Here is a 26,816-nt window from a genome sequence, read left to right on the forward strand (position 1 = left end):
CTGGTTCCGCAGAGCGGGCACTCCCGGGTTCCTCGTGATCACTTCGGAAGCGGATGCTGCAATCGCGCTGCCACGGCGATCGACGGCGCATTACGCGCAACACCGAGGTGGCTGCTGGCAGCCTGCAACGCTGCGAATCTTCACAACCCGGCTGTTCGGTACGCACGACAGCACTTCACGCGCGCTGGAATGAGAACGTAGCAACAAGCGTGGAAGGCAGGAAATTTAGTTGTTCAGGAATGGAGCACAAACGCGTGCTCAATGTTGGAACATGTGTAAAAGGGAGATCAAAAATTGAACTATTCGGCAGGAGCCGAATCCGCAGCGTGGCCTTCCGACATCAGGCTGTACTCTTCCATCTTGCGATAGAGGGTATTGCGCGCGATGCCGAGGCGAGAAGCAGCCTTCTTGATGTTTCCGCCACAGAGGCTCAGGGCCTCGGCAATGGCGTCGCGCTCGATGTCGCGAAGAGAGCGAATGGAAGCCTCACCACGCGCACGCTCGTGGGGCGGTGCCAGCGGCGAGATTGCTGGAACCGGGGCGGAGACGTCCATGGGCAAACCCAGGTGGATGTGTTCCAGGCGGAGAATGCGCGAATCTCCCATGCAGACCAATCCGCGCTCGAGAACGTTCTCCAAAGCGCGTACATTGCCCGGCCAGCTATGTCCGCAGATGCGGTGCATACATTCGTCGTCGATCGTGACGCGCGGCTTGTGCAGACGCGCGGAGATCTTTGTAATCAGCGTGTTGACCAGCGCTGGAATATCCTGACGGCGCTCACGCAGCGGCGGCACCTTCACTTCCAGCACGGCCAGCCGGTAATAAAGGTCCTCGCGGAAACGGCCGGCCTCCACTTCTTTTGCCAGGTCACGGTGCGTAGCGGCGATGATGCGCAGATCAACGTCGATTTCCTTCGACGAGCCGATGCGCATGATCGTGCGCTGCTGCAGCACGCGCAGCAGCTTTGCCTGCACGCTCAATGACATTTCGCCGATCTCATCGAGGAAGATACTGCCGCCGCCGGCCATCTCGAACTTGCCCGGCTGCCCGCCTTTTCTGGCACCGGTGAATGAGCCATCGACGTAGCCGAACAGTTCGCTTTCAATCAGCGTTTCAGGAATCGCTGCGCAGTTGATGGCGATGAACGGGCCGCGCGCGCGCGGGCTTCCGTTGTGTATCGCGTTGGCAAACAACTCTTTACCCGTACCGCTCTCGCCCGTAATCAGCACCGTAGAGCTGCACGTAGTGGCCAGCAGCGCCCATTCCTTGGCAACCTTCATGGCCGAGCTGTCACCGCAGATATCGTCGAGCGTATGGCGGTGGGTGACCACCATCGGCGTCGGCTTGATGCCGCGCTCGGTAATCTCATGGAAGAAGGCAATGGCACCAACAATGTCGCCCGATTCGTCACGGATGGGAGAGGCCGAACTGCGGATGCGCTTGCCCAGGCGGTCGACCAGTATCTCCTGATTCTCGTACTCTTTGCCGTCGCGCAAGACATTGAGAATTGGCGCGTTCTTGTTGCCGAACAGCGTGTAAGCCTTGCCCTTCACCAGCGCCGGGTTGACGCCGAAAATCTCTCCGCCACGGGCATTCATGTCCGTGACCATGCCATCACGATTGATGGCCACCAGACCCTCTGCGATGCCGTGAGAGACCGCATTCGAGAAGCGCGACGCCATGTAGAGCTTATGGGTGGCCTGCTCCAGCCGGAGCTGATACTCAATGGCGCGCACGGCCGCCACCACCATGGCCATGGTGTGCGGGTTGGCCTGCTTGTGGTCACCACTTAAATCTATGCAGCCAATGACGTTGCCTTCCGGATCGCGGATGGGGGCGGCGGCGCAGGTCAGGAACTGATTGCGCTCGCAAAAGTGTTCCCAGGCAAAAATTTGAACCGGGGCGCTCTCCACCAGCGCGGTGCCGATGGCGTTGGTTCCAACGCTCTTCTCGCTCCAGTCGCCGCCGGGGCAAAGATGCACCTCGCGCGCCCGGGAAACAATCTGGCGGTCGCCAACCACCTCCAGCAACACGCCGCTCTCATCCGTAAGAACCACCTGAAATTCCGAGCCGCTGAAGAAGCGATGGAGGTCGGCCATGAAAGGCCGTGCGATGCGGATGAGCTGCTGTTTCTGGTAGAAGCGCTCTTCGAGGTAGGCGCTGGAAACTTCGGTAAGTTCTTGTGCTTGTTCAGGATTGACCTTCAGGTCAAGACATCGCTGCCAGGATTCGGCGACCTCGGTACGCACCAGGCGTTTATCGAGGATCTGTTGGCTCAGAAAGAGTTCCCAAGCTTTCTTCCCGAGCGACAGTAGGTGCTGCGACATGAACTTGCTCCTGCGGTCTGAACTACACCTGACCGGGATTATCCACTGAATGCACAGCCAGAACAAGGATGCATATCACGGCAGTCCGCGATGTGTCCCATTATTGAGCAGCAATTGGCCTGCCAAATTTTGGCTACTGATTTGCACGGCCAAAGGGCATGACATACGCAACGGTCTTACTACTTGCGCCTTGCCTGCTCCTTGCCGGGGCCGTGCTCCAGCTTCTGCTGGCCCGCGTTCTGGCTCCGCGAGGGAAGGGTGTGCTTGCAGTTCTTTGCTGTGTGCCCGCCTTGGCCTCTGTCTTACTTCTTATCCCCAAGGTCATGGGCGGAACACCAATTGACCTCACGCTGGTGCCTTGGGACGGACCACTCGCACTGGTGATCCACGTGGACGCGCTCAGCGCGCTGTTCGCCTTCATGGGCACGGCGCTGGGTGGCATCGTGTTGCTGTATTCCATTGGCTACATGGCTGAAGACCCGGCCGCTACCCGCTTCTACGCCATCATGATGGTTTTCATCGGGGGCTTCGTCGGACTGGTTTACAGCGCCAACCTCTTCCTTCTCTATTTCTTCTGGGAATTGGTCGGCTTGTGCTCCTTTGGCTTAGTCGGCTTCTGGTACACCAACCCCGAGGCGGTACGCGGCGCACGAAAAGTTCTGATGATGACCCACTTGGCGGGCTACGGCCTGCTGGCCGCCATCATCGTGCTCTACCACCGTGCGGGCAGCGCTCTGTGGACGGACCCGAAGGTGGCGCACGCGCTCACCGGCGGCTTGTTCGTGCTGATGGTGGTCTCGCTGGTGGCCAAGTCGGTGCAGTTCCCGTTGCACACCTGGATCCCCGAGGCGATGGCGGCGCCGACTCCGGTCAGCGCGCTGCTGCACGCCGCCTGTTACGTGAAGGCTGGCGTCTACCTCGCCGCGCGACTCTATAGCTTTGGCGCCTTCCCGGCGCACGGCACCGCACTCGTTGTCTGGATCGGCACCGTGACCATGGTGATCGGCGTGATGTACGCCATGGTGCAGACCGACCTGAAGCGCATGCTGGCCTTCCACACCGTCAGCCAGATCGGCTACATGATCACCGGCATTGGCATTGGAACGCCGCTGGCCGTGACCGCCGGTTTGCTGCACTGCCTGAACCACGGCTTCTTCAAGGGCGGGCTGTTCCTCTCCGCCGGAAGCGTGCAGCATGCATGCGGCACGCGCGACATGAACAAGCTGGGCGGGTTGGCCTCGCGGATGCCGCGCACCACGCTGGCCTGGATGATCAGCGTGGGCAGCATGATGGGCATTCCGCTGATGAGCGGCTTTGCCAGCAAGTGGCTGCTCTACACGGCAGCGTTGCAGGCGGGCTGGGTCATTCCGGCGCTGGCCGCCTGGATCGTCAGCCTGGGCACGGTCTTCTCCTGCGTGAAGGCCACCGACACGGTCTTCCTCGGCTCGACCACCGAAGCCACCGAGCACGCGCATGAGGCTCCGTTCACCATGCAGCTTGGTCTTGGGTTGATCGCGCTGGGCAGCGTGGTTCTGGGCGTGGCGCCGCAGCTTGCGGTGAACTACTTCCTGAATCCGGTGCTGGCCACGCTCGGCCTCGGTACGGGCGTTGAGGTTTCCTGGTTCGGCATGACGGCTTCGGCCGGAAGCTGGTTCACCACCTGGGGCCTTGTGCTGGCCGTAATTTCATTGATCTTCGGCGTGCTGGTTTATGCCATGGCGGGCTTGGGACGCCCGATGGCCACCAGCGCCGTTGTGGTACAGGGTGGCGGCACCGGCGTTTTCACCGGCGGCGAACCGCTCTCCGGGCCGGGGCGCTTGGAAGCCCACGACTTCTCGCACCTGATCTCGCACAACTGGAGCACGTTCTTCAAGTACTCCAATGTGGACGACTACTACCTTGCGGTGTGGGGCGTGCTGCGCGGCATTTCATCCGCGCTTGATCGCGTCTTCACCGCGTTCAAGAACCAGGCTGCGTTGTGGACCGTAGTGTTTGCCGCCGCGATCTTCGGTGCTGTCCGCACGCTTGCTCCGGCCGCGACCGCCGGTGCCGCAGGGAACGGCGAGCACATTTCTCTCCTTGTGTTCGCCGCCTGCGCAATTGCAGGCGTGGCGCTGCTGCTGGCGTCGCTGGCCTCGGCCAACACGCGCCGCTACTCAACGCTGATCCTGTTGTCGGTTGCCGCTTCGGTGGCCGGCATGGCCGTGCCGGGCGCAACGGCCCGCACGGGCCTGCTGGAGCTGGGTGCGGTCTTTGCGCTGGCTCTGGTGTGGCAGGCGTCGAAGCAGTTGCAGGTTCGCCTCGCTTACCTGGCGGTGGTGGTGATTTCGGCTGCCACGCTGGTGGGTGCCGACTTCATGCTCGGCAAGGGCGACCTCGACACGGCTCGCGCGCTGCTGTTCACCAGCCTGTGCGTGAAGCTGGCCGTGGTGCCCTGCTTTGTGTGGCTGCTGAAGCTGGCCGATGAGTTGCCCGCCACGGTGCTCGGCGTCATCATCGCCGTGGTCGATATCGCCGCTTTCGGCGAACTGGCCTCGCACGTGGAAGCCATGCCATGGCTGGCATCGCCGGTCGCACTCTGGGTCGGCTTCGCTGCCGTCACGGTCTTCCTCAGCGGCCTGCTGATGCTCTCGCAGAAAGCACTCAAGCACATCCTGGTGCTCTCCACGGTCGAGGACATCGGCTTCCTGATGCTGGGACTGGTTGCGGTTGACACCATCGGCCTGAGCGGCGCGCTGCTTGGCGCCGTGGCCCACTCGCTGGCCAAGGCACTGCTGTTCATCTGCCTCAGCTCGCCCGAGGCCGACGGCGCGCTGAGCACCGAGAGCACCGGGCTGACCGCGCGGTATCCGGTCAGCGGCTTCGGCTTCGTCTTCGGCATGCTGACCGTGCTGGGCGTTCCGCCGACCATGGGCTACCTGGGACGCTGGCGCCTCTATGAAGTCGCCGCGAACTTTGGTCCGTGGGTGCTGGCGGCCTTCGCCATCGGTTCGGCCTTCGCGTTGATCACCTACATCCTGGCGTTGACCCGCTTCTGGTGGGGACCGGCGCCGGAAGGTGCAACCAAGGGCACGGAGCCTGTGGCGGTGAAGGCGGTGATTGTGGTTCTGGTGGTTCTGATTCTGGCATGCGGCTTCTGGCCCAGCCTGCTCAACACGCTTGGAGGTGTGCGGTGAGTCTTTGGAAGAAACTGATGTGCCTCGGACGCCGCAAGAGCCCGTGGCTGTTCCACATGAACTCGGGAAGCTGTAACGGTTGTGACATTGAGATCATTGCGGGCCTGACGCCGCGCTATGACGCCGAGCAGTTGGGCGTCAAGCTGGAGCCCAGCCCGCGCCACGCCGACATCATCTGCATCTCCGGTCCGGTGACGCAGACGGCGGTCGACGCAGTGAAGACCGTCTACGGCCAGGTGCCGCATCCGAAGGCCGTGGTGGCCATCGGATCGTGCCCGGCCTCGACCAACGTCTTCATTGATTCACGCGTTCTGGTGGGTCCTCTGCACAAGCACATTCCGGTCGACGTCTTTGTGCCCGGCTGTCCGCCGCGGCCGGACGCGATTCTGGAAGGCGTTGCCAAGGCCGCAGCCATCTTGGCCGAGCGCGCCGAAAAGGGCGAGCATGCCCCCATGCCGGAGCCGGAAAAATCCTCCGAGGAGGTGCAGGCGTAATGAACCTGACAAGTCTGTTGTTCCGTTTCCTCATCTTCCCCGGCGTGGTCTTTGCGGTTCCAGCCGCGTGGTTCTACGTGTGGATGGAGCGCAAGGCGGTGGCGCGCATGCAGCAACGCATCGGGCCTCCGTTCATGCAGCCGATGTTCGACTTCTTCAAGCTGATGGGCAAAGAGGTTCCCGAGCGTCCGGGCCTTGGCGGCTTGCTGATGCGTATGTGGCCGATTCTGTCGGTCGCCTCCGCCATCGGCGCCTGCGGCCTGCTGCCGGCCATTCACACCGACACGGGCTTCAACGGAGACCTCATCCTGCTGCTGACGCTGCTGGAGCTGCCGTCGATGTTCCTCATCGCCGCCGGCTTCTCCACGCGTTCGCTGTGGGGCGAGCTGGGTTCGGCGCGTGAGGCCACCATGAGCGTCGCTTACAGCGTCGTCTTCCTGATGGCCGTGGTCGGCGTCGCGGTGGCACAGCACACCTTCAGCCTGCAGGAGCTGGCCAAAGCGCCGTTCACTCCGATGCGCTGGATTGGCGTGGTGGCCATCCTGATCTGCCTGCCCGCCAAGCTGCACCTGAATCCGTTCTCCGTGGCCAACGCCGAGCAGGAAATCTATGCCGGCGCAACCACCGAATACGTCGGCGCCGAGCTGGCAATGTTCGAGTTGGCGCATGGGCTGGAGTGGGTGGCGGTGACCGGACTGGTGGCAGTGCTGCTGGCTCCGGCAATTGCTAATCCGCTGGTGGCGGCCGTGGTCTTCTTCGCCATTTCGCTGGCGGTGGTCTTCGCACTTTCGGCGGTGGCGGCCGGCACGGCGCGACTGGCGCTTGATTCCTCGGTCAGCTTCTACGTGAACGCCGCCCTGGTGCTGCTCGTGATTGGTGTGGCCTCGGCCCTGCTCGTGAGGATGAAGCTATGAACATCTTTGGTCTGTTGTTTAGCAACCTTTCCAGCAAGGCCGTGACGCTACGCTTTCCGGAGCGTCCGGCGGTGGCCCCCGGCTACCGCGGCCTGGTGATTTATGACCCGGAGAAGTGCACGGGCTGCGGCATGTGCGCCTTCCGCTGTACGTCGCGCGCCATCGACTTCCGCAACTCGCGCACGCAGTACACCTGGAGCTACGAGCCGGGGCAGTGCACCTACTGCGGACGCTGCGTTGACGGCTGCGAGGACCACGCGCTCTCGCAGGAGGAGCAGTGCCCGCCCATCTACTTCCATCCGGGCGAGCTGAAGGTCACGCACACTTCGGCCCGTAAGGAGAAGAAACCCAAGACCGTTGAAGGAGGAGCGTAATGAGCACACTGGCAACAATTCCGAACGAGCTTGGGCTGGAAGAGGCGTTTGAGCAGAAAGGCGGCTCCGAGTGGCTCGCCTCTGACGCCATCGACCCCCGCAAGCTTACCGAAATCATGATGGCGCACCACGCGCGGCTGATCGCGCTGACCGCCATCCAGGTGCCCGGTGAGGAGGACATCGTCATCGACTATCACTGGGACCTCGAAGACAAGCTGCTCACCTTCGAGATCCCCGTGGTGGACAAGACGATGGCCAGCATTGTGGACCTGTGCGAGGGAGCCGACTGGCACGAGCGTGAAATTCACGAGCAATACGAAATCAATTTCACCGGCCGCGACTACGAGCCGCTGTTGCTGCGCCAAGGGTTCAAGACCGGCGTGAACCTGCGCGAGGAGGACTAATGAGCTACCGCATTCCCATGGGGCCTTACCACCCCGCGCTGGAGGAACCCTACAAGCTGGACCTGGTTTGCGAGGGCGAGGAGGTCCGCGACGCGAAGCTGAATATCGGCTTCAACTTCCGCGGCATTGAGCAACTGGCCGAAGGACGCAACTTCATTCAGGTTGTGGCACTGATGGAGCGCGTCTGCGGCATCTGCTCGAACATTCACACGCTCTCGATCTGTCAGGCCATGGAGAACGTGCTCGGGCTGGAAGTTCCGCCGCGCGCGCTCTACATCCGCACCATCATGGCCGAGCTGGAGCGCCTGCACTCGCACGTGCTGTGGGCGGGCGTGGCCGGCAAGCTGATCGGCTTCAAGACGATGTTCATGACCTGCTTTGCCGTGCGCGAACAGGTGATGGACGTGCTGCAGGCCATCAGCGGCAACCGCGTCAACTACGCCATGAACCGCGTGGGCGGCGTCAACCGCGACATCGCAGACCCGGCGGCCATTCTCAAGATGGTGGAAGAGCTGGAGCAGGGCATGGTGAAAACCATCATCCCGGTCTTTACCACCAGCCGCAGCGCGCTCTCGCGCTGCACCGGCGTTGGTGTGCTGACCCGCGAGCAGGCGCTGGCCTGCGGTGCAGTCGGCCCCACGGCCCGCGCCTCCGGACTTGCGCAGGACATCCGTAAGTCCGCTCCCTACGCGGCGTACGCGGAGATGGAGTTCGACGTTCCGGTGGAGACCGCCGGTGACGTTCGCGCCCGTCTGCTGGTGCGCGCGCTGGAAATTCTGGAGAGCTGCCGCATCCTGCGCCAGGCTCTCAGCAAGCTTCCTCCCGGCGAAATCAACACGGGCAGCGAGGACTTCGAGTTCCCCGAGGGCCGCGGCTTCAGCCGCATCGAGGCCCCTCGCGGCGAGGTCTTCTACACCGTGCTCTGGCAGGAGGAGGAGTACAACCCGGCACGCGTCCATGTGCGCACCCCGACCTACGCCAACATGCCGTCGGTCCGCTACATGGTCAAAGGCGCTCGCCTCGCCGACGTGCCGTTGATCCAAGCTTCCATCGATCCCTGCTATTCCTGCACGGATCGCTAGGAATGGTTCGTAACCGTAACACCGACTTTTGACTGATTAGAGGAGCCAATAGGAATTATGCCCAGCTATAGCGTTATCACCGACCGTTGCAAGAAGGACAACAAGTGCGTGCAGGTTTGTCAGCGCAAGGCCATCCGCCCGCGCGAGAGCGATCCGGACTACGCCAGCGTGCCCCAGCTCTACATTAACCCGAAGAAGTGCCTGAGCTGCGGTGATTGCATCGCGGTCTGTGAATACAAGGCGATCTTCGCCATCGAGGAACTGCCGGAAGAGTTCAAGCAGTTCGCGCAGATCAACGCCGACTACTTCAAGAAGAAGTAAGCCGGAGTCGCACAGAGTCTTCGGCCGGGGGCGCGTCTGCAACCCACGCGCCGCCACGCCGGAGACTTCGCGATTCCGCAGCAGTTGTTGTTGCCGCGCCCAACACTCAGGCCACCGCCTCACCGGACGGTGGCCCTTTTTCGTGCGGTTGAAACTACTCCCAGTTCTGCATCTTCGAGAGTTGCTCGTACTCTTCAGGGGTATTCACGTTGAGCGTGACGGAGGCGTCGTCGAGGGCAAGCGTGCGCAGGTGCGCCGCGCAGGAGGTGAGCACCATGTGGGCGTTGCTCTCCACCGGCTCGCGCAGCATGCGCGCAATGAGCTGCGGCCCGGCGATCAGCGGATGCCCGCGATGGCCTTTGTAGGTTGGCACCAATCCCCACACACTCTCATCCGACTCACGCCAGACGCGGCAAAGCAGCGCGAGGTTTTCCGCGTGCATCGGCGGACGGTCCACCGGAGTAAGCAACGCAGTGTCACAGCCAACCTGCGCAACAGCGGCCAAGCCAAGCTGCATGGAGCTGAAGTGTCCGCGCTCAGGCTCCGGGTTATGGACAAGGTGTGCACCGCACTCGGCGATGAACGGCGCAAGCTCCTCGCGGTTGTGTCCGGCAACCACGACGACCTCCTGCGCCACGGCGCGCAATGTGCGCACGGCTTCGCTCAGCATGGTGCGGCCGTCCGCGTTGCCCGCGGGCCACGGCAGCAGCGCCTTGGTGCGCCCCATGCGCGATGACGCCCCTGCGGACAGTACCACGCCGCAGAGCTTCTCTTCCGCTTTCATTCGTCCTCTTTCGTGACGCTGGCATCTTACCGTGCGCGAACGCGCACGACGAATGATTTCTGATGCAATCACGCTGCCAAGGGAGTGCGGGGCTTGCGGCCGGCGCGGTGGAAAACAAACTTGCACCACGAGGCCACTGCAAATCAATTGTGGGAAAAATGAACAGAAAGGAGTGGATTACTCTTCGGCGTTCATCTGGCGCAGGCGGCGGGTTTCCGCCAGCGTGGCAATGCTGTGCATCAGGTTCTGCAGGGTGACAATGCCAACCAGGCGTTCATTGTCCACCACCGGGACCAGAGCCATGCCGCTGCGGCCCACGCGGCGCAGCACGCTCGCGAGGGTCTCCGTGCGATGCGCCACCTGGAAGAGGCGGTTCATGGCACCCTGCACGTAGCCGTTGCCGTCGGCGCGCAGCGCTTCCACAATGTTCTGCCGGGAAATGATGCCGACCATGTCGCAGCCGCGCACGACAGGAAAATCTTCCTGCAGCGTGTGCACGGCCTTGTGCAGCGCGTCCTCCAGCGTGTCTGCCGGGGAAAGCGTGGAGAAATCCGTCAGCATCACCTCATCCATGCGGATGCTTTCGAGCACGTTCTGGAAGACGGCGTTGCGGTCCTCCATCTGCGCGCCCACGAAGATGATGCAGCCCAGCAGCAGCAGCCAGTGGTCGCCAAGCGCGCCAGCCAGAATGAGGCCCATGGCGATAACCTGACCGACGATGACGGCGCGCCGCGTGGCGTAGGCGTAATTGCTCTTGGCCGCCCACCATGCGCGCAGAATGCGTCCGCCGTCGAGCGGATAGGCGGGCAGCAGGTTGAACGCACCGAGGAAGAAGTTGCCCCACACAAAGCTGCGCGGCAGGTTAGTGATGCTGAGCCACGGCTGATGGAACAACTGCACCTGCGGCGCAAACAGCAGAAGAGCGCTTCCGGCAAAAACGGCGATGAGCAAATTGACGAGCGGCCCAGCCAACGCTACGCGCAGGTCGCGTTGCGGGTTGGGACTGCGGTACACGTCGTCTTCCACGTTGGTCATGCCGCCGATGGGCAGCAGCAGAATGGAGCGCACATGCAACCCGTTGGCCGCGCCCACCATGGCGTGCGCCAGCTCATGCCCCAGCACGCTGACAAACAGCAGCAGCGTAAGGGCCACGGCGCGCCAGCCCGCCTGCGAGCCGAGCTTTTCCGACTCCATCAGCCAGATGAAGATGAGCATCACCGGGAAGGTGAAGTGGATGCGCAGCTCGATGCCGAAGATGTGTCCGGCGGAAATTGACCAGGTTCTCATGCGTGCTCTTGCGGCCGCCCCACGGGCGCTGCTACTACTACACTACGCGAGTTTGCGCGACTTTGCAGCCCGTGTGACAGGTTGGAAATTTGGATGAGAGTCATTGCAGGAAAGTTTCGCAGTCGTAACCTGGTTTCGCTCGAAGGCCAGCAGACGCGTCCCACTTACGACCGCCTGAAAGAGACGCTGTTCAACGTGCTCGGCGCGGCCGGAACCGTGGAGGGCGCCGCATTCCTCGACCTCTACGCCGGCACCGGCTCGGTCGCGATTGAGGCCCTGAGCCGTGGCGCTGCGCGTGCCGTGCTGGTGGAGAGCAACCGCCGGGCGGCGAAGGTCATCCGCCAGAACCTGGCTACGCTCGGCATTGCAGCCAGCAAAACCGAACTGCTGGAAAGCGATGTGAGCGACGCGCTGCGCCGGCTTGCACAACAGGGGCAGAGCTTCCACATCATCTTCCTCGATCCGCCTTACAAGTTGCAGGGTGCCTACGAGCAGCTGCTGCGCTTTGTTTCGGAGAACATCTCGCGCTCCACAGAGAGCGGCGCACCCGCGCTGCTGGTGCCCGGCGGCATTGTGGTGGCCGAGCACGAAAAGCGCTTCGACCCCGGCGACGGCCCTGCGCAACTGGCGCGCTACCGCACGCTCGCGCAGGGCGACTCAGCGTTGAGCTTCTATCAGCGGAAAAGCTAGAGACAGTAATTTTGGAAGAGAAGAGTCTGCCTTAGCGGCGCAGGCCGTTCCAACGGCGGGAGACCACGATAGAGTTGCCGGGGTTCTGCGGATCGTACTTGATATTGGTGGGCAGGCCGAGCTTGCAGCTCTGGATGTCGACCAGGTGGCGCAGGCGCGTCACGTCCTGCGAGCACTCGTACTGCACGCCCGCGACGTCATAGGTATAGACGACCAGTTGCGACTGCTGCCCTGCGGCGTCTTCCAGCTCCTGCACGTTGATGACGGTGCCATCGGTGATACGGCCGGTAGACTCGATGCGCTCGCAGCGTTCGCGTTCCTGCTGGCCATCGTTTTTGTGGCGCGAGCGCGTCCAGACCGTGGCCAGCACGATCACCGCAGCAACTCCACCCCCCATGACCAGTGAAAAGACTTTCAAGCCTTGCATTGTTTCCAGCACGAACCTGTTTTAGATTTCTACTCTTTTAACGATACACCGAGCCGCGCGTCCGCTGCACATGCCGCCCTTGCTACACGCAGGAAAAACGCGCAGCCGCCGTCTCCGGCACACTGCGCGTTCCGCAATTGATTGTGCGATTTCTGTTAGTCCCAGAACTGGTCCATCACGTTGTTGCGCAGCGTGCCAACGCCCTCAACGGTGACTTCCACGAAATCGCCATCCACGAGCGGACCCACGCCTTCGGGTGTTCCAGTGGCGATCACGTCGCCGGGCAGCAGGGTGCAGAACTGCGAGATGTGGCGCAGCACGCGGTCGAGCGCAAAGATCATGTCTCGCGTGTTGCCCTTCTGCTTCACCTCACCGTTAACGCGCGTCTCCACCGTCACACCGGCCCACGGATCGAGCTCGGTCTGGATGACCGGGCCGACGGGGCAGAAGGTATCGAAGCCCTTGGCACGCGTCCACTGGCCGTCCTTGCGTTGCAGGTCGCGCGCGGTCACGTCATTCAGGCAGGTGTAGCCCAGAATGTAGTCGCGCGCATTGTCCGTCTCTTTTAAATCGCGGCAGGTGCGCCCGATCACGATTGCCAGCTCGCCTTCGTAGTCGACGCGCTCGCTGATCTTGGGCCGCACAATAATGCCGCCATGCGAGAGCAGCGCCGAGGGCGGCTTGCTGAAGATGATCGGCTCCTTGGGCACCTCGCCGTCGAACTCCTTCACATGCGCGGCGTAGTTCTTGCCCACGCACATCACCTTGCTCAGCAGCGGCAGCGGCGTCAGCACCTTGGCTTCATCGAGGGGCAGCGGCTGCGCGAGCGGCGTGGCTTCCTCGGGCTTCGGCATCACAATGCGCTGCGGCACGCCCGCCTGCGAGACCTGCAATTGCGGTCCGCTGATTTCGCGGGTGATCATCTCGCGCCCGTCGACGGTTTCAACCAGTCCATAACGGGTGCCTTCAGGAGCGGCATATCGGCAGAATTTCATCTTATTTCGGAATGCTCTCGGTCGAGTTGTCAGAACGCGGGCTGCGGTTGCCGCGCGCGTCCACAGCCTCGACGCTGTAAGTGTAGGTGGTTCCGGCCGCGACGTTTTCATCGCGGAAGCTTGGGGCCTTCAGCAGCTCACGGTTCAGTTTGTGCTCGGCCTCGCCCGGAGCGCGGCGGTACACATCGTACCCGGCGAGGTCGGCCTCCATGTTCGGCTCCCAGCTCAGGTCCACAAACGGCTTCTGGCCCACGCTGCTGAAGACTGCCTGCAGGCCCGACGGACGCTCCGGCGGGAATGTGTCATGCGCGTAGACCCTGATCACCGGCGAGTCGTCGCCCGCCACTTCCAGCGGTGCGTGGCCCGGCTGGGCAATCACCGTGATGGCCGATACCTTGTACTCGTAGATGTGCTCCCACTCAAAGCTCGGGTCCTGCACGCTGCGCTCGCCGTTCAGCGGCACGCGTTCAATCTCCGAGTACTCATTGGTGCCCTGCGCGCGACGCCACAGTGTATAGCGATAGCTGATGCCAGCCGGTGCGGGCGCCGGAGCCACCGCGCTCCAGGTGATGGTCACGCCCTGCGCGCCCACCACGCCCTGCACTTCCGCCGGAGGCGCCAGCGAAGCAGCCAGCGGCACAATCACCTGGTTGGAGAGTCCGGCACTGCGTCCGCGCGGATTCAGCACTTCCACCGCGTAGGTGGCCTGCGCGCTTGCCGCCAGCAGCCGTGCCGGCAGCACATCTTCAAACACCACGCGCGGCGTGCGCGCCTCGGGCGATGCCGATGGCAGATCCGATGGGCGCAGCTCCTTCACCACATACTCGCAGCTCGCCATGGGGAACTGGTTCACCACCCGGCAAATGCGCGTGACACCCGCATGACGGATGGGGCCGCGGTCGGTGGTGCTCGAGGGCGGGGCCCACGTCAGCACCACGCGGTCTCCCTTGCGGACGGCGGTGAGATCGTTGACCTGTTTGGGCAGGTTCAGCGAGGGCGGCTGCGGAGCGCCCGGACTGGCGCAGCCAGCCAGCGCCATCAGCGCACAGGCCGCGCCCAGAAGCAGTAAACGTGGTGTCTTCATCTGCATGGTTCCGCGATTCAGCCTATCAGATTGCACCCGGCCCCCGCGAGCCGCAAGCAACGGAAGGCGCGTAGCGATTTCCGCCACGAAAATTCATTCGCGTTTTTACAGTGGCATGCTCAGAATGTTGGGCGGCAACGGTTGTATTTTCACCAACCCCCGCCATGCAAACACGGCGGAACTCCGCTCAAGGGGCCCTCATGAATCTTTCGCGATGTATCGGATCGGTCTGTGCCGCATTCTTCCTTATTGGCATACTGACAGCATTTTCTGTGGCGCAGACGCCGGCCGCCAACACCGACCCAACCTACCAAGCGCTACGCCATGTCAAGGTCTCGGGCGAGGCCTTTGAGGTCAGCAACCTGGTACTCAAGCGCGACGTCGGCACCTTCACGCTTGCCAGCGGCACAATCTGCCTGCTGGAGCCGGTCAATGGCATGGTAACCGGCGCGGTCTTTAAGGGGTCAGGCAGCTTTGAACTGACCACGCGTGACGCGATTGAACTCGGTCAACTGGCGCGCCTGACCAAGAACCAGCCGATGAGGGAAGACTTTGACAGGCTGGTGCTGCGCTTTGCCGATGCGACGCCCGATGAGGTTCGCAAAAGCCCTTCGGTCAAGCCGGGCGGCACCTGCGAAGCCGGACTGCTCGACGACCTGCAGAAGCAGCTCAAGGACCGTTTGCACTACAACCTTCACGGACGCCTGCTGCAACCCGTGCTGGCTGGCGCGCCCGATGGATTGTTCTTCGCCGCCATCCGCGGACGCCACTTCAGCGACCGCCTCTATTTCTTCATTGACCCGCTCGGCGTGAAGTTTGGCGATGTCGCGCCGGAAGAGGTGGCGCTGTTTACCGACCAGGACAACAATTACGGAGTCTGGTACGCCCAGCACCTGCTGCGTGAGGCTTCCGCAAAGCTGCCGGCAAACCACGAGAATGGCTACCTCATGCCTTTTTCGTACAACATCGAGGCGAGCCTGGCTAAGAACGCCACGCTCGACGGCGTCGCAACGGCAACCTTCACCGCGCGCGCCGATGGCATCCGCGTGCTTCCGCTCGATCTGTTCCCCACGCTGCGCGTGCAGAAGGTGGTGGATGCACATGGCACGGCGTTGAGCTGGATACAGGAGGGCAAGGATGAGGACCCGGATTTCTTCGTCGTTCTTCCGCAGCCGCTCAAGAAGGGGCAGGCGTTCACGCTGACAACCACCTACAGCGGCAAAGACGCTGTTCGCCACGAGGGCGTTGGCAACTACATGCCTGTGGCGCGCTCCACCTGGTATCCCAATGTCCACCATTGGGCATACGCCAATTACGACCTGACCTTTCACATCCCGAAGGGCAACATCATGGCCGCCACCGGAACGCTGGTCTCCAATAAGACCGAGAACGGCCGGAACACAACGGTCTGGAAATCGGAGGTGCCACTGGCCGTGGCGGGCTTTAACTTCGGGAATTTCCGCGAGGAGTCCGGAAAGCTCGACAAGCTAGGTCTTGAAGTAAAGGCTTATGCAAATCAGGAACTGCCCGACTGGCTAAGGGCTGCACAGGTGGAGGTGGATACACAGCAGCCACAACCACTGAACGGCAGCCACACCCAAAGCATGGAAGCCACGATGCTGCAGAGCCTCTCCACCGCACCCTACGCCAAGAAGGCACTGGCCGAGGCGGAGATGGCGATCAGCCTCTACAGCAGCTATTACGGACCGCTGGCCTACAAGAGTGTCTTCCTGACGCAGCAGAACACAGGCACCTCCGGGCAGGCGTGGCCCGGGCTGGTTTACCTGCCCCTGCTCTACTTCATGGACACCACGCAGCGCCATGCGTTCAATTGGAATGAAAACATCCCTTACTTCCGCACGGTGGAACCCCACGAAGTCGCGCACGAGTGGTGGGGACACACCGTCGGCTGGAGCAGCTATCGCGACCAATGGATGAGCGAAGGTTTCGCCGAGTTTTCCGCATCGCTCTACGTGCAGATTGTGCGCCGCGATCCGAAGGAGTTCTTGAAGATCTGGCGCGATCAACGGCGAATGATGCTGGAGAAGAATGAATTCGGCGTGCGCGCCATCGACGCGGGCCCTCTGGTGATGGGCTACCGGCTGAGCAACTCGCGCACCGGCGACTGGATTACCCGGCAGCTCATCTACCCGAAGGGCGGCTACGTGCTTCACATGCTGCGCATGCTGATGATGAACACTGACAATAACGACGAGCGCTTCAAGGCGATGATGCACGACTTCGCCAAGACCTACGCCAACCACCCGGCTTCCACCGAGGACTTTAAGCACATGGTGGAAAAACACATGACGCCGCAGATGAATCTGGACGGCAACCACACCATGGACTGGTTCTTCAACAACTGGGTCTACGGCACGGAGATTCCCGACTACACCATCGATGCCAAATTCGCCCGCGAGGGCAGTGACGTCGTCATGGACCTGACGGTGACACAGTCGCGGGTCAGCAAGAGCTTCAAGAACGCCGTGCCGGTCTACCTGGAGTTTGCCGATGGCAAGCTGCGGCGGCTGGGGTTGATGACGCTGATCGGCAACAGCACACAGCACGCCAAGGTGCCGCTCGGCCCGATGAAGGATGCGCCCAAGCGTGCCCTGCTCAATGCCTATGCCGACACGCTCAGCACCATCAACGGCGGCTTCGACTACTGATAAGGTCTGACGCTCACACTTGAGGCCGCGTCTCCGGATGCGGCCTTTCTTCTGCCCTGCGCCTGCAGCAATCAGTGTACAAATGGAGGCTTCGCTCAAGATTCAATATGAACGTGGGCCATCGGCTCCAGATTTGTTTCCCAAACGAGACGCAGGTCTCCCCAAAGTCACGTTTGTCACTTTTCTGCTGGTTGCCGGTCACATTCCGGCGTGCGGAGCTTCCTTATAATCGACCCTCGCGTAAGTTGCGGTTGCGGTAAATTCTGTTTCATTTTTTGCAGGAGGCAATGTGAAAGTTTCTCGTACTCTCATTCTCGTGTTGCTCGTCGCCGTTGTGGCGATGATGAGCAGCGCTGCGTTCGCCCAGAAGCCGCCGGAGAAGGTCACGCTGGCTGCCGCTCCGGGCGCTGTCACCTTCGATCACGCCGCTCACATGAAGGGCCACAAGTGCGATGCTTGCCACCACGCTTCGAAGCCTGAGAAGGCGATGTCCGGCAAGTTCCAGAAGTGCACCGACTGCCACACCAAGGCTGCCGCGGCTCCGATGAAGAGCGACGCCAAGACCGCCTTCCACAAGAATTGCATCGACTGCCACAAGGCGTCGGGCAAGGGTCCGCAGAAGTGCATGGAGTGCCACAAGAAGTAACTGGCGCTCAGCGCAAGATAAAACCCGCGGCCACACGCCGCGGGTTTTCTTTTGTCCGTTGTATTGTCTGGAACCAGACGTCCCGGGACTCTTCGACGTGGACCTGCAGATAAGTTCCCGCCAGCCAAGCGTGCGTGCCCGTCCTAGTAGATCCGCTCCTGGCGGCGCAGGTTGCCGAAGGTTCCGAAGTTGGCCAGTGTGAAGGCAAAGCGGAAGCTGTTCTCATTACGCACGCCCGGCAGCGCAAAGCGCCGGTACTCCACGTTCACACCGCAGCAGTCCCAGTTGTAGCTGCTCTGCACGGCTCCGTACTGCACGTAGTCGAAGTGCTGGTCATAGCCGATGCTGACGCCCGCGCTCAATCCGCGTTTGTTGGGGTGCCCGTAGCCGAGCAGGCCGCGGAACTGGTTGAAGACCGTCGGCGCCGTGGTGGCCAGCGTGGTCACATCTTCCGGCATGCGCAGGAAGGCATGGCTGGCGCCCACGAAGATCGGGCCGATGCGGTAATCGAGCAACGCCGTGGAGCTGTTGATGCGTCCCTTCTGCGTGTCGTAATCGAGCTGCCACTGCACGTCGGTGTTGACCGTGGTGGAGACGCGCAGGCGCGAAATGATGGGTGAAAAGTGGCGTTCGCCGCTCAGGAAGGCGATGCCCGTCAAGTCCTCGCTGGCAGCCACCACGTTGCGGCGGCCATTGAGCACCGCCCCGCCGAAGGTCGTATCGGCGTAGTAGCGCTGCACTATTTCCCAGGTCAGGATCTCGCGCGTATTGGCGCCTGGCGCGTCGCAGCGCACCGGAGTTGCGCTGGTGCCGGGCAGGGATGAGCCGGGCTGCGCCGTGCGGGTTCCCGCCGCCTGCACATCGCACCGAGGATCGCGCTGCGCGTCGCGGCGGCGCGCGTAAAGTCGCTGCGTCAGGCCGTACTCCACATGGTTGGTGTTGGAGAGGATGTCGCGCTCGTCAAAGCGTATGACGTTCAGGAAGCGGTCGATGCCGGTGACGAAGTGGTACTCCACGCGCGGCTCAAGTACGTGCTTGATCATGCGTCCGCGCACTTCGGTCTTAAAGACGCGCTCCAGCGACGGAGGATGCACCTCAACGCTGGCCTCCAGCGAGCGGCGGTTGATGGCCGAAGAGAGCGGCACGCCGTCCGCCGTAGTGGTTGCCGCGCTCTGCTCCTGCGTGTAATAGGTGTTGCGCAGCGTCAGCTCCGGGCGCACCGAGAAGCCCTTCCACTCCATAGGCAGGGCCACACGCGGCGCAACGTCAAACCGGCCGACGACGCGGTCTGTGGCAAAGCCTCCCTGATGGCGCGACAGGCCGGTCAATGAAACGTCAAAGCTGCCCGTGAAAGGCGTGCGCCCGAGGTAGCGGTCGATTGAGCTGACTTCGAACGCCGGCTCGTGCATGATCTTCACCGAGTTCGAGCTCTGCGTGATGCTGAAGTTCTGGTACCGCTCGCCCATCAGGTTCCAGGAGAGACCCTTGCGGTTGCGCGTGACGAACGCCACCGAGGTCACCTCCGAGTTCACGGCCTGCGTGTAGCTTTCGGCAAAGGCCTCGCGGAACAGGAAGCTGGAGAGGTAATCGATGTCGGCGACCGCGCGCCAGCTGCCGCGCGTGAGTGCGCCGTCCAGCTTCACTTCCTGGCCGCTCTGGTCCTGACCACTGCTGGGTAGGCCACGGTCGAGCACGCCAAAATAGTGGACATTCAAGGAAGAATTTTGGCTCGGACGCGAGCGGAATTCGCCATGCTGCGACCAGCCGCGTTTGGACCAGTACTCGGCGCCAATGGTGGCATCCATGCTGCGGTTGATGGCCCAGTAGAGCGAATCTCCGAAGATGAAGCCCTTGCTCGAACTCTGTCCGAACGAAGGAATCAGGAAGCCGGTCTGCCGTCCCAGGGTGTCCGCCGGGTGCTGCATGTAAGGAAAGTAGAAGAGCGGAATCTTCCGCAGGCGGAAGGTGGCGTGGTAGACCTTGGCGTCCTCGCCGGCCTCGACGTCGATCTTTTCGGCGTTGAACGTCCAGTCAGGGCTGGGAAGGTTGCAACTGGTGATGGTGCCGTGCAGCACGATGTAACGGTTACGCCCGGTCTTCTGCACCTCGCGTCCGGTGACCATGAACGGGTTGTCCGAGGTCAGCACCACGTTGCGGCCCTTGACCAGCGCACCGAACGAGCCGACCACGTCATAGAACGTGCCGGTTTCGGTCTTGACGTTGTAGTTGGCGCGGGCGGCTTCCAGGTGGGCGTCGTGCGGGCCGCCATCGAGCACTACGGATCCAGTGGCCAGCGAGGCGCCGGTCTCCGCGTCATAAGTGACGTGCTCGGCGCGCAGCGTGTAGCCCTGGTACTCGATCTCGACATCGCCATCGAGCTGATAGAGGTTGCCCTGCTTTTCCTGATGGCGGGCCTTGATGACGGCCTCATCATTTGCGGGGGCTGAGGCTGTGACGATGGGCGTGGAGAGGGCGCTGCCCTCCGCAACCTGGGCGGGCATTCGCATTGCCAACAGCAGAATCACCAGAAACAGGTGACTTGCCAGCGCGAGTGTGTTAATTCTTCGAATACGGGAACTCATGGTTCGCGAAAGCGGCCCGGACTCCTGCGGGCAGATCGCCTCATGCGAAGGTAGCACGCGGCAACCTGCTTCACAAAGTCCTGGCAACCGCTGCGCTACCGTCAGTCCCGTGGCTCTCGGCATTCTCACAATCCGGAATGGCTTGCCTGCTTTGCGGTACGCATTGCATGTGCTCCGTGCCAGCTTCGGTCGCGTCCTCTCTTCCCCCACAGGACGAAGCGACCGGCGGCGTCGACGACGCCTGCCGTGTCCCCAGTTTCAGCAGTGAGTGCAGGGCCCAAATGTCTTACGAACCTTACGATTCATCTTCGGAACCCGAAATGTGGCGCGATGAGATGACCTCGCGCGTCAACCGCTACCGCGCGCGCAAGCGTCGCCGCTCGGAAGGCTCCATGAGCCTGAACTTCGACGGCGCCGCCGCACCGCAGCTTCCGGTGGAACCCGAGCCGGAGCCGCCGGTGACCACGCCGCAGGTTTGCGATACCGACTATTACCGTCGCGCCAACCACGAGAGCTTTGCACCCAAGCCGGTTTTCCATGCGCCGGAAGAGCTTCTGGCACCGCCTCCGGCCGAGCCTGCAAGCCCTGCCGTGGAGCTGTGCGCGAGTCCTTCGGCGCTGCCGCAGCCGGAGCTGGACCCGGCTTTCGCCTTTGAGCGTGAGGCTGTTCCGGAACCGGAGCCTGAACCAATCGCCCCGCAGGCGATGCCGCAGCCGCAGGTGATCACCTTTGCGCCTGTGCCGGAACCGGAACCCGAGCCGGTGCGGCCCAAGGTGATTGTGTTTCCGCGGCCGCTGGTGCAGCCCCCCATTGTGGAGCCTCCGGCGCGCGACGAGCTGGCGGAGAACATCACGCGGATTCCGCGCATTCTCGACGTGCCCGAAGACGTTGTGCCCACTGTCGATGGCCCCCTATTTACCGAGGTTCATATCGACGCCGGCGACGCACCGCTCAGCGACCAGGCGCGTATCGAGGTTCCGATCCCGGTGGCGTTCATCGGCCCGCGCTGCGCGGCCGCAGTGGTGGACGTGCTGCTGGTGGCGGTTTCAAGCGCGCTGTTCGCTGCGTTGAACCGCGAGATTCTGCTGACGGCGCCGCACACCAAGTATTTCTGGTCGGCGCTCGGCGCGCTGCCCGCGCTGATGTGGGCGGCCTACGAGTACGTTTTTATGACTTGGTCCGGGCAGACGCCCGGCATGAGCCTGCTGCGTCTGCGGCTGGGCAGCTTTGATGGCGAGCCGGTACGCCGTGGCGCACGCCGCCGCCGCGCGCTGGCCACGCTGCTCTCGGCGGCCTCCATGGGCATGGGCTTCCTCTGGGCGCTGGTTGACGAGGACCTGCTCTGCTGGCATGACCGCATGACGCACACGTTTGTTACGCCCGAGTCGTCAACTCACCTGAACTGAACCAACCAACCGCAGTTCGGGCCCACGCTCGCAAGCGGCCTCAACCAATCACACATAACAGAAAAGGGCGGCGCATCCAGCGCCGCCCTCATCGTTTACCGCGAAGTTGCCAGTCCCGCTTATTCCTGCTGCCCCGGAGGAAGCTGGTTGGGACGCTTCATCTCCTCGCGCAGCAACTGGAGCACGCGTTTCCGCCCCTCAGGGTCGGAGTGCATGATCTGCTTCAGCCGCTCCAGCGACGCGCCCACGATGTGGTAGTGGTGCAGCGTGGCGAACTCCGGATCGGTCGTGATCTCCAGCCACATCTCATGCAGCAGCGCCAGGTCCTGCGGACGCAACCGCGGAGAGTGCGGGCCCAGCCGGTACTGTTGCACCGTGCCGTCGGGCGCGTGGATCTGCAACCGCAGACGCGGACGCGGCTCCGGCGCGCGCTCCCAGGCATCGCCCGTCAGCTTGCCCTGCTCGTCGAGCGTGAGCTTGTTGCTCAGGCCGCAGACGATCAGGCGCGACTCCAGCCGTTGCGCCGTCTGAATAATGGCGTCAAAGACGTTGGCCGTGGGCACCACCATCAGCTTGACGGTCTTGCCCTCCTTCTCGGCCATCTCGACAACCTTGGTGAACAGCTCCTGCTCGTATTCCTCGAACAGCTCGTCGGTGTCATACCGGGCGTTGCCGCTGAAGGCGTACTCGCGATGATAGATGCGGGCGGTCATCACCACCACGTCGGTGCGCGTGGTGTCGGTGCCCTTCAGAATGTCCTTGAGGTAATACAGGTTGCGCGGGTCGCGAATGGCGACCAGCGTATTGCCCGGACGCACCGCCATCTCCTCACGGCTGATGAGCGGCTGCGCGGCCACGCGGAACTCTTCCTTCATCTCCGTCTTGCCGGCCATCGCTCGGTGCGTGCGCCGTTCGCTGATGTAGAAGATGACGAGGAAGATTGCCGAGAATGCCAGTCCGGACTTGGTCGCCAGCGGTTTGGTGAACAGGTTGAGGATGGCGATCGTGAACAGGAAGATCGTGATCAGGCCGAGGCCGATCGGCAGCTCGATCTTGCCGATGCGCAGGTTGCCCGGCACCTTGAACTCGCGCTTCTGCGGCTCGGTAAAGCGCAGCACCGTGACCGAGAGGCCGTTGAAGGCGAAGCTCCAGATGACACCGAAGGCGTAGAGCGAAGCCAGCAGGTACACGTCGCCGCGCGAGAGGATGATGGTCAGCAGTTGCAGGCCGACAATCAGGTTGATGAGCCGGTAGCTGGTGCCGTAGCGCGCGTGCGGCTTGCGGAACCAGGGGGTCAGCACGCCGTCTTCACTGATGCGGTTGAGCACGCCGTTGGCGCCCACAATGGCCGTGTTTACCGCGCCCGAAAGGATCAGCACGCCCACCATCACCACGAAGGCCTGGAAGAACAGGCGCAACGTGTAGGGGCCAACCAGGTTCATGGCCAGTCCGCTGATGAGGTTGGCGAAGTACTGCGAACGCACGCCGTCCGGAATGATCATCACGGCGAAGAACGAAACCAGCGCCGTAAACAGAAGGCTGTAGATGAAGATGACCAGTCCGGCCTTCTCCAGGTTCTTCAACTTCGGGTGCTCGATTTCGCGGTTGACCTGCGCCAGCGATTCCTCGCCGCTCATGGCCAGCACGGAGTGGCCGAAGCCGACGATCATCAGGATGAAGGGCAACTGCGTGAGCCAGCTGAAGTGCGCGAGCCAGCCGAGCGTCTCGCCGTGATTGGCCTGGTTCGCCACCAGGATGGCGTCGCGCGTCGGCATCGGCGGCAGGTGCGCGCCGTTGTGAATGACCGTGATGAAGCACCAGACCAGCAACACCACCACCATCACGGTAGTGATCTTCATGATCGAAAGCGCCTTCTCACTCGATTCGTGAATACCCTGCGTGTTCTTGTGCCAGAAGTACAACGTGACGCAGACGGCGAAGGCTGCCGCAAAGTAGCCCTCCTGCGCGTCCGTCGGATGCACACGGAAGCCGAGGCGGTTGCAGAGGTCGACGATCAGTCCGGCAAGGTACTGGCCGGCGGAAACCGAACTGATTGGGCCGGTCAGGATGTAGTCGAACAGCAGCGCGGAAACCGAGAGCTTGGCCAACGTGCCGCCCATGGCCTCTTTGACCACGCGGTAAACGCCGCCGCGCACGAACATCGCGCTGGATTCGATATAGATGGCCCGCACCGCGTAGCTGAACAGCATGACCGCCAGCACGAACCAGGGCGCGCTCTTTCCAATGACCTTTTCCGCGTCGCCGCCCACGTAGTAGGCCGACGAAGCCAGGTCGGACAGCACGATGGCTGCCGCACGCCAGAAGCTGATGAAACTGAGCATGACCGTGGTGGCGACGAATACCTTGATCGCCGGGCGGCCCGTGTTGCTCACGTTTCCGTTGGTTGAAGTTGTTGACATAACTGAGCCCCACTTGCGAATCGCGCGCCCCTCATCCTACATCGATGGCCCTGTGCGCGCGAATCAGTCTACTCCTGCGACAACATGCCCTCGGGTCCAATGTGCAGCGCACGCGGCGTGCCTTCCGGCGGAGTTCCCACATAACTCGCCGTGGCCGTGAAACGGCCGTCTTCCACCGTCACGTCATAGCGGTAGTTGCCGCGCTGCGCGGGCGGAAGCCCCTCATCGTTGGCCTCATGCATCTGGTCCAGCGTCAGGTAATGACCGTCGCTGGCCAGGTGCTGCTGCTCAATTTTCTGGAATTGAATCAGGTCGGAGCGCACGCCGGTCAGCTCTGCAGCTTCCTTGGGCGTGGCCGGGCCGGCTGGTGAGAAACTGCGGATCTGCGCGCTGTACAAATACAGCACCGCCGCGGCAACCAGCAGCAAGGCAACGAAACTGAAGACTCGGGTCATGAAGTCGCGATTCGAGCCGTTTCCGAACAAACGCAGACCGCGAATTTCCGCCAGGCAGAGAACCCCGGCAGCGGCGCGGACTGCTCGTTTCGTGAAACTAGTCTAGGAATGATACCCGGAAACCGCCGCGCGCAGTGTGAAAAGCGTCACACGCCGCGTGCCAGAGTAACCAATGCAGCGGCCATCAAAAGGTGGAAGTCTATCGGCGTGGAGGTGCAGCGGAAGTGTTTTGGCGGGCAACGGATGTTGCACTCCCCTGACAAGCGCCATCGTCAGACGCCTGTCAGGGGTTGTGCTCCTGCATGTTTTCCCCGCCTATGGCGGAGAGAACGAGGCTTTAATGCTGGAAGCCGCTACTTCACCGGCACGTCTTCGAGCGACTGCAGGCGGCCAACCGGGTACAGACCGATTCGCGCGTCCCACCACGGAGAATGCTGGTACCACCAGTTCAAGCGCGCGTAGGAGTTGGCTGCAAACTTTGCATCGGCGGCGACCTTTGCGTCGAACTCAGCCTTCAGCTTTGGGTCGGCTTCGGCAAGCTTGTGCGCCAGCCGCTCCAGCACGTAGCCCTCGCCATATTCCTTCTGCTCGAAGATGGAATCGAAGTATCCCCACTGCAACGCCGAATCCGGCGCCTCCGGCTCCAGCCAGTGCATGGCAACCTTGAAGGCCCGCTGCGCCGCCGGCACCACCACCGAACCTGCCGGGAAGGTCACTTCCTCTTCGCTCAGTCGGCAGGCACGCTCGGCGGTCTTCGCGTCGCCCGCCTGCGGCGCGCCGGATTCACGACGCTCCGCTCCCCAGCCCGCCACATGATGTCCTTCAAAAGGCTGCTGCGCCCACTGTGGTGACTGGCAGCGGTAGACGCCGACCTTCGCCGTCCACGGGCGCGTGGTGCGCTCCAACTGCAGCCCATGCGCCTCCAGCACGTGGATGACCGGCGTCCACTCGGCGGGAACAATGTAGCCCGCAGGCGCTGTCACCGTGAGAGTCGGCTTCAGCCCCACGGCGCGCTGCACGGTCATCGTCATCGGCTGGTCCTCGTGATACTGAATCCATTCTCCGCCGCTGATCGCGCTCTTCTCCACCGTCCACTTGAAGCCCTTGAACTCCATCGGCACCGACTGGCCCGTCCACTCCTCGCGCAGAGGCAGTTTGAATGCCGACTTCATGTAGGCATCCGTTTCTGAATCGGCCCCGCGGTTCATCTCCACGAGCGTGTCCGCGTCGCGGTTCACCACCGCCAGCATCGCCTTCAGCGCCTCGTAGTTGCCGGTCACGCGCGTGCGGTAGTCCTTGAGCATGTGCATCTCAATCAGCACGGCGGGGCGGTTCTGCAAATTCACGTAGCCGGTGGAGAAGCGTGGCGTGCTCTGTCCCTTGCTGATGCCGGTGTCGGGCGTGCGTCCGTTAAAGTCGATATAAGGCGAGGCAACGTGGCCGCTGGCGTTCACCTGCCGCTCCAGCTCAGGCGACAGCACCTCATCCATCCACTTTGCCAACGGCGGGTAGGTGCTCAGGTCGGTGTCGGCAAAGTAGGTCACGTCGGCCTGATAATCGGCGCCGTCGGTCACATGGTCATCAACAAAGAAATCGGGCAGCCACTTGTTCCAGTAGGCAAGGAAGGCGCGCGTCTCCGACGCCTCGGCCTTCATGTAATCGCGGTTCAGGTTCTGCTGGCGTGCGTTGGTGCGCCAGCCCATCTGCTCCGGTCCGTTCTGGTTGATGCGGTTGTAGGGGCCGAAGTGCTCATGCCCGTCGGCGTTATAGATGAGCGTGACCACCAGCACGGCGCGGTCGATAAGCTTTGCCTGCGTCTTGTTGACGACGATGTCGCGGATCAGCGCGAGCGAAGCGTCCTTACCGTCCATTTCGCCTGCGTGAATCGAATTCTGTATGTAGACGATGGGGCGTTTGGCGGCGTGCAGCTTTGCCGGGTCAAACTGGCCGTCGCGCGAAACGATGAGAGCATACAGTTCGCGGCCTTCGCCGGTGCGGCCCCACGCTTCCAGCTTCACCTGTTTGGGTGCGGCCTTCACCAGCCGTTCGGCGAAGGCGCGCGTTTCGTCATAACGCGGCGTAGTGCGGTAGCAGCTCTGCTCCGCCGGAGTCGACCATGCATCCAGCTTCGGGCAGGTCGCGGCCGAAGCCACCTGCGGAGGCTGCGCCAGCAGCTCCGCGTTGGGCAGCGCCTGCGCCCACGCACCTGTAACCAACGTCCCAACCACCGCCACAGCCAACAACACTCGCTTCATTCCATACCCTCCAGGACCAGTGCC

General features: G+C 62.6%; 21 protein-coding genes. 11 read left to right on the forward strand and 10 right to left on the reverse strand.

The genetic code is table 11. The features are described 5' to 3' along the window. Window positions 1-299 precede the first annotated feature (299 nt). Window positions 300-2,393 carry a sigma-54-dependent Fis family transcriptional regulator gene (locus AC6IZO_RS13810; RefSeq protein WP_497805597.1) on the reverse strand — a complete coding sequence of 698 codons (2,094 nt, stop codon included), beginning with the start codon at window positions 2,391-2,393 and terminating at the stop codon, window positions 300-302. A 257-nt stretch (window positions 2,394-2,650) separates the two neighbouring features. Between AC6IZO_RS13810 and AC6IZO_RS13815 the strand changes: the two genes are divergently transcribed. The 7 genes from AC6IZO_RS13815 to AC6IZO_RS13845 are packed head-to-tail and all read left to right on the forward strand — an operon-like array spanning window position 2,651 to window position 9,092. Further along, window positions 2,651-5,503, forward strand: coding sequence for a proton-conducting transporter transmembrane domain-containing protein (locus AC6IZO_RS13815; protein WP_497805599.1), 2,853 nt, complete (start codon window positions 2,651-2,653; stop codon window positions 5,501-5,503). After that, on the forward strand, window positions 5,500-5,997 hold the full coding sequence (locus tag AC6IZO_RS13820) for an NADH-quinone oxidoreductase subunit B family protein (RefSeq protein WP_497805601.1): 498 nt from the start codon (window positions 5,500-5,502) through the stop codon (window positions 5,995-5,997). The genes AC6IZO_RS13815 and AC6IZO_RS13820 overlap by 4 nt, the downstream gene beginning before the upstream one ends. Next, window positions 5,997-6,911 carry a respiratory chain complex I subunit 1 family protein gene (locus tag AC6IZO_RS13825; RefSeq protein ID WP_497805603.1) on the forward strand — a complete coding sequence of 305 codons (915 nt, stop codon included), beginning with the start codon at window positions 5,997-5,999 and terminating at the stop codon, window positions 6,909-6,911. The genes AC6IZO_RS13820 and AC6IZO_RS13825 overlap by 1 nt, the downstream gene beginning before the upstream one ends. Beyond that, complete coding sequence (locus AC6IZO_RS13830; protein WP_497805605.1) at window positions 6,908-7,285, forward strand: 4Fe-4S dicluster domain-containing protein; 378 nt, start codon at window positions 6,908-6,910, stop codon at window positions 7,283-7,285. The genes AC6IZO_RS13825 and AC6IZO_RS13830 overlap by 4 nt, the downstream gene beginning before the upstream one ends. Then, window positions 7,285-7,689 (forward strand): NADH-quinone oxidoreductase subunit C, encoded by a 405-nt coding sequence (locus AC6IZO_RS13835; protein ID WP_497805607.1) that lies wholly within the window; start codon window positions 7,285-7,287, stop codon window positions 7,687-7,689. The genes AC6IZO_RS13830 and AC6IZO_RS13835 overlap by 1 nt, the downstream gene beginning before the upstream one ends. Continuing rightward, window positions 7,689-8,771, forward strand: a complete 1,083-nt coding sequence (locus AC6IZO_RS13840; protein ID WP_497805609.1) for a hydrogenase large subunit — start codon at window positions 7,689-7,691, stop codon at window positions 8,769-8,771. Before AC6IZO_RS13835 ends, AC6IZO_RS13840 begins: the two co-directional genes overlap by 1 nt. Before the next feature lie 57 nt (window positions 8,772-8,828). Beyond that, window positions 8,829-9,092, forward strand: a complete 264-nt coding sequence (locus AC6IZO_RS13845; protein WP_497805611.1) for an ATP-binding protein — start codon at window positions 8,829-8,831, stop codon at window positions 9,090-9,092. Between the two features lie 154 nt (window positions 9,093-9,246). On the opposite strand, the gene AC6IZO_RS13850 is transcribed toward AC6IZO_RS13845, so the two are convergent. Continuing rightward, window positions 9,247-9,876 carry a nucleotidyltransferase family protein gene (locus tag AC6IZO_RS13850; protein WP_497805613.1) on the reverse strand — a complete coding sequence of 210 codons (630 nt, stop codon included), beginning with the start codon at window positions 9,874-9,876 and terminating at the stop codon, window positions 9,247-9,249. A gap of 177 nt (window positions 9,877-10,053) precedes the next feature. Then, window positions 10,054-11,163 carry a site-2 protease family protein gene (locus AC6IZO_RS13855; protein WP_497805615.1) on the reverse strand — a complete coding sequence of 370 codons (1,110 nt, stop codon included), beginning with the start codon at window positions 11,161-11,163 and terminating at the stop codon, window positions 10,054-10,056. Between the two features lie 93 nt (window positions 11,164-11,256). Here AC6IZO_RS13855 and rsmD point away from each other — a divergent pair, with 93 nt between their 5' ends. Continuing rightward, on the forward strand, window positions 11,257-11,853 hold the full coding sequence (gene rsmD, locus AC6IZO_RS13860; protein ID WP_497805617.1) for a 16S rRNA (guanine(966)-N(2))-methyltransferase RsmD: 597 nt from the start codon (window positions 11,257-11,259) through the stop codon (window positions 11,851-11,853). A gap of 31 nt (window positions 11,854-11,884) precedes the next feature. Here the strand turns inward: rsmD and AC6IZO_RS13865 are convergent, their stop codons facing one another. The 3 genes from AC6IZO_RS13865 to AC6IZO_RS13875 all read right to left on the reverse strand — a co-directional run bounded on the left by AC6IZO_RS13865 (window position 11,885) and on the right by AC6IZO_RS13875 (window position 14,359). Further along, window positions 11,885-12,271 (reverse strand): DUF3592 domain-containing protein, encoded by a 387-nt coding sequence (locus tag AC6IZO_RS13865; protein ID WP_497805619.1) that lies wholly within the window; start codon window positions 12,269-12,271, stop codon window positions 11,885-11,887. A gap of 164 nt (window positions 12,272-12,435) precedes the next feature. Further along, window positions 12,436-13,275 carry a fumarylacetoacetate hydrolase family protein gene (locus tag AC6IZO_RS13870; protein ID WP_497805621.1) on the reverse strand — a complete coding sequence of 280 codons (840 nt, stop codon included), beginning with the start codon at window positions 13,273-13,275 and terminating at the stop codon, window positions 12,436-12,438. Window position 13,276: 1 nt separating this feature from the next. After that, window positions 13,277-14,359, reverse strand: coding sequence for a fibronectin type III domain-containing protein (locus AC6IZO_RS13875; RefSeq protein ID WP_497805623.1), 1,083 nt, complete (start codon window positions 14,357-14,359; stop codon window positions 13,277-13,279). A gap of 272 nt (window positions 14,360-14,631) precedes the next feature. Here AC6IZO_RS13875 and AC6IZO_RS13880 point away from each other — a divergent pair, with 272 nt between their 5' ends. Both AC6IZO_RS13880 and AC6IZO_RS13885 read left to right on the forward strand, forming a co-directional pair. Next, a complete protein-coding gene (locus tag AC6IZO_RS13880; protein WP_497805625.1) occupies window positions 14,632-17,028 on the forward strand; it encodes a M1 family aminopeptidase in 2,397 nt (798 codons plus the stop codon). 289 nt (window positions 17,029-17,317) lie between these two features. Next, on the forward strand, window positions 17,318-17,674 hold the full coding sequence (locus AC6IZO_RS13885) for a cytochrome c3 family protein (RefSeq protein WP_497805627.1): 357 nt from the start codon (window positions 17,318-17,320) through the stop codon (window positions 17,672-17,674). Between the two features lie 143 nt (window positions 17,675-17,817). Here AC6IZO_RS13885 and AC6IZO_RS13890 read toward each other — a convergent pair whose 3' ends face one another. Then, complete coding sequence (locus AC6IZO_RS13890) at window positions 17,818-20,175, reverse strand: LPS-assembly protein LptD (RefSeq protein WP_497805629.1); 2,358 nt, start codon at window positions 20,173-20,175, stop codon at window positions 17,818-17,820. A gap of 362 nt (window positions 20,176-20,537) precedes the next feature. Between AC6IZO_RS13890 and AC6IZO_RS13895 the strand changes: the two genes are divergently transcribed. Beyond that, window positions 20,538-21,662, forward strand: coding sequence for an RDD family protein (locus tag AC6IZO_RS13895; protein ID WP_497805631.1), 1,125 nt, complete (start codon window positions 20,538-20,540; stop codon window positions 21,660-21,662). A gap of 119 nt (window positions 21,663-21,781) precedes the next feature. Here AC6IZO_RS13895 and AC6IZO_RS13900 read toward each other — a convergent pair whose 3' ends face one another. The 3 genes from AC6IZO_RS13900 to AC6IZO_RS13910 form a co-directional block, all read right to left on the reverse strand. Continuing rightward, the gene (locus tag AC6IZO_RS13900; protein ID WP_497805633.1) at window positions 21,782-24,082 is read right to left on the reverse strand and encodes an APC family permease; all 2,301 of its coding nucleotides are present in this window, start codon (window positions 24,080-24,082) and stop codon (window positions 21,782-21,784) included. 68 nt (window positions 24,083-24,150) lie between these two features. After that, the gene (locus AC6IZO_RS13905) at window positions 24,151-24,537 is read right to left on the reverse strand and encodes a hypothetical protein (protein ID WP_497805635.1); all 387 of its coding nucleotides are present in this window, start codon (window positions 24,535-24,537) and stop codon (window positions 24,151-24,153) included. A 353-nt stretch (window positions 24,538-24,890) separates the two neighbouring features. Next, complete coding sequence (locus AC6IZO_RS13910; RefSeq protein ID WP_497805637.1) at window positions 24,891-26,792, reverse strand: M14 family metallopeptidase; 1,902 nt, start codon at window positions 26,790-26,792, stop codon at window positions 24,891-24,893. Window positions 26,793-26,816 lie beyond the last annotated feature (24 nt).

The organism is Oryzophilus luti, from assembly GCF_059726245.1.

Coding starts and splice junctions, on each gene's coding strand:
- AC6IZO_RS13845 (WP_497805611.1), top strand. CDS start 8,829: ATGCCCAGCTATAGCGTTATCACCGACCGTTGCAAGAAGGACAACAAG.
- AC6IZO_RS13890 (WP_497805629.1), bottom strand. CDS start 20,175: ATGCCCGCCCAGGTTGCGGAGGGCAGCGCCCTCTCCACGCCCATCGTC.
- AC6IZO_RS13830 (WP_497805605.1), top strand. CDS start 6,908: ATGAACATCTTTGGTCTGTTGTTTAGCAACCTTTCCAGCAAGGCCGTG.
- AC6IZO_RS13840 (WP_497805609.1), top strand. CDS start 7,689: ATGAGCTACCGCATTCCCATGGGGCCTTACCACCCCGCGCTGGAGGAA.
- AC6IZO_RS13850 (WP_497805613.1), bottom strand. CDS start 9,876: ATGAAAGCGGAAGAGAAGCTCTGCGGCGTGGTACTGTCCGCAGGGGCG.
- AC6IZO_RS13835 (WP_497805607.1), top strand. CDS start 7,285: ATGAGCACACTGGCAACAATTCCGAACGAGCTTGGGCTGGAAGAGGCG.
- AC6IZO_RS13870 (WP_497805621.1), bottom strand. CDS start 13,275: ATGAAATTCTGCCGATATGCCGCTCCTGAAGGCACCCGTTATGGACTG.
- AC6IZO_RS13855 (WP_497805615.1), bottom strand. CDS start 11,163: ATGAGAACCTGGTCAATTTCCGCCGGACACATCTTCGGCATCGAGCTG.
- rsmD (WP_497805617.1), top strand. CDS start 11,257: ATGAGAGTCATTGCAGGAAAGTTTCGCAGTCGTAACCTGGTTTCGCTC.
- AC6IZO_RS13815 (WP_497805599.1), top strand. CDS start 2,651: ATGGGCGGAACACCAATTGACCTCACGCTGGTGCCTTGGGACGGACCA.
- AC6IZO_RS13875 (WP_497805623.1), bottom strand. CDS start 14,359: ATGAAGACACCACGTTTACTGCTTCTGGGCGCGGCCTGTGCGCTGATG.
- AC6IZO_RS13825 (WP_497805603.1), top strand. CDS start 5,997: ATGAACCTGACAAGTCTGTTGTTCCGTTTCCTCATCTTCCCCGGCGTG.
- AC6IZO_RS13895 (WP_497805631.1), top strand. CDS start 20,538: ATGTCTTACGAACCTTACGATTCATCTTCGGAACCCGAAATGTGGCGC.
- AC6IZO_RS13905 (WP_497805635.1), bottom strand. CDS start 24,537: ATGACCCGAGTCTTCAGTTTCGTTGCCTTGCTGCTGGTTGCCGCGGCG.
- AC6IZO_RS13910 (WP_497805637.1), bottom strand. CDS start 26,792: ATGAAGCGAGTGTTGTTGGCTGTGGCGGTGGTTGGGACGTTGGTTACA.
- AC6IZO_RS13900 (WP_497805633.1), bottom strand. CDS start 24,082: ATGTCAACAACTTCAACCAACGGAAACGTGAGCAACACGGGCCGCCCG.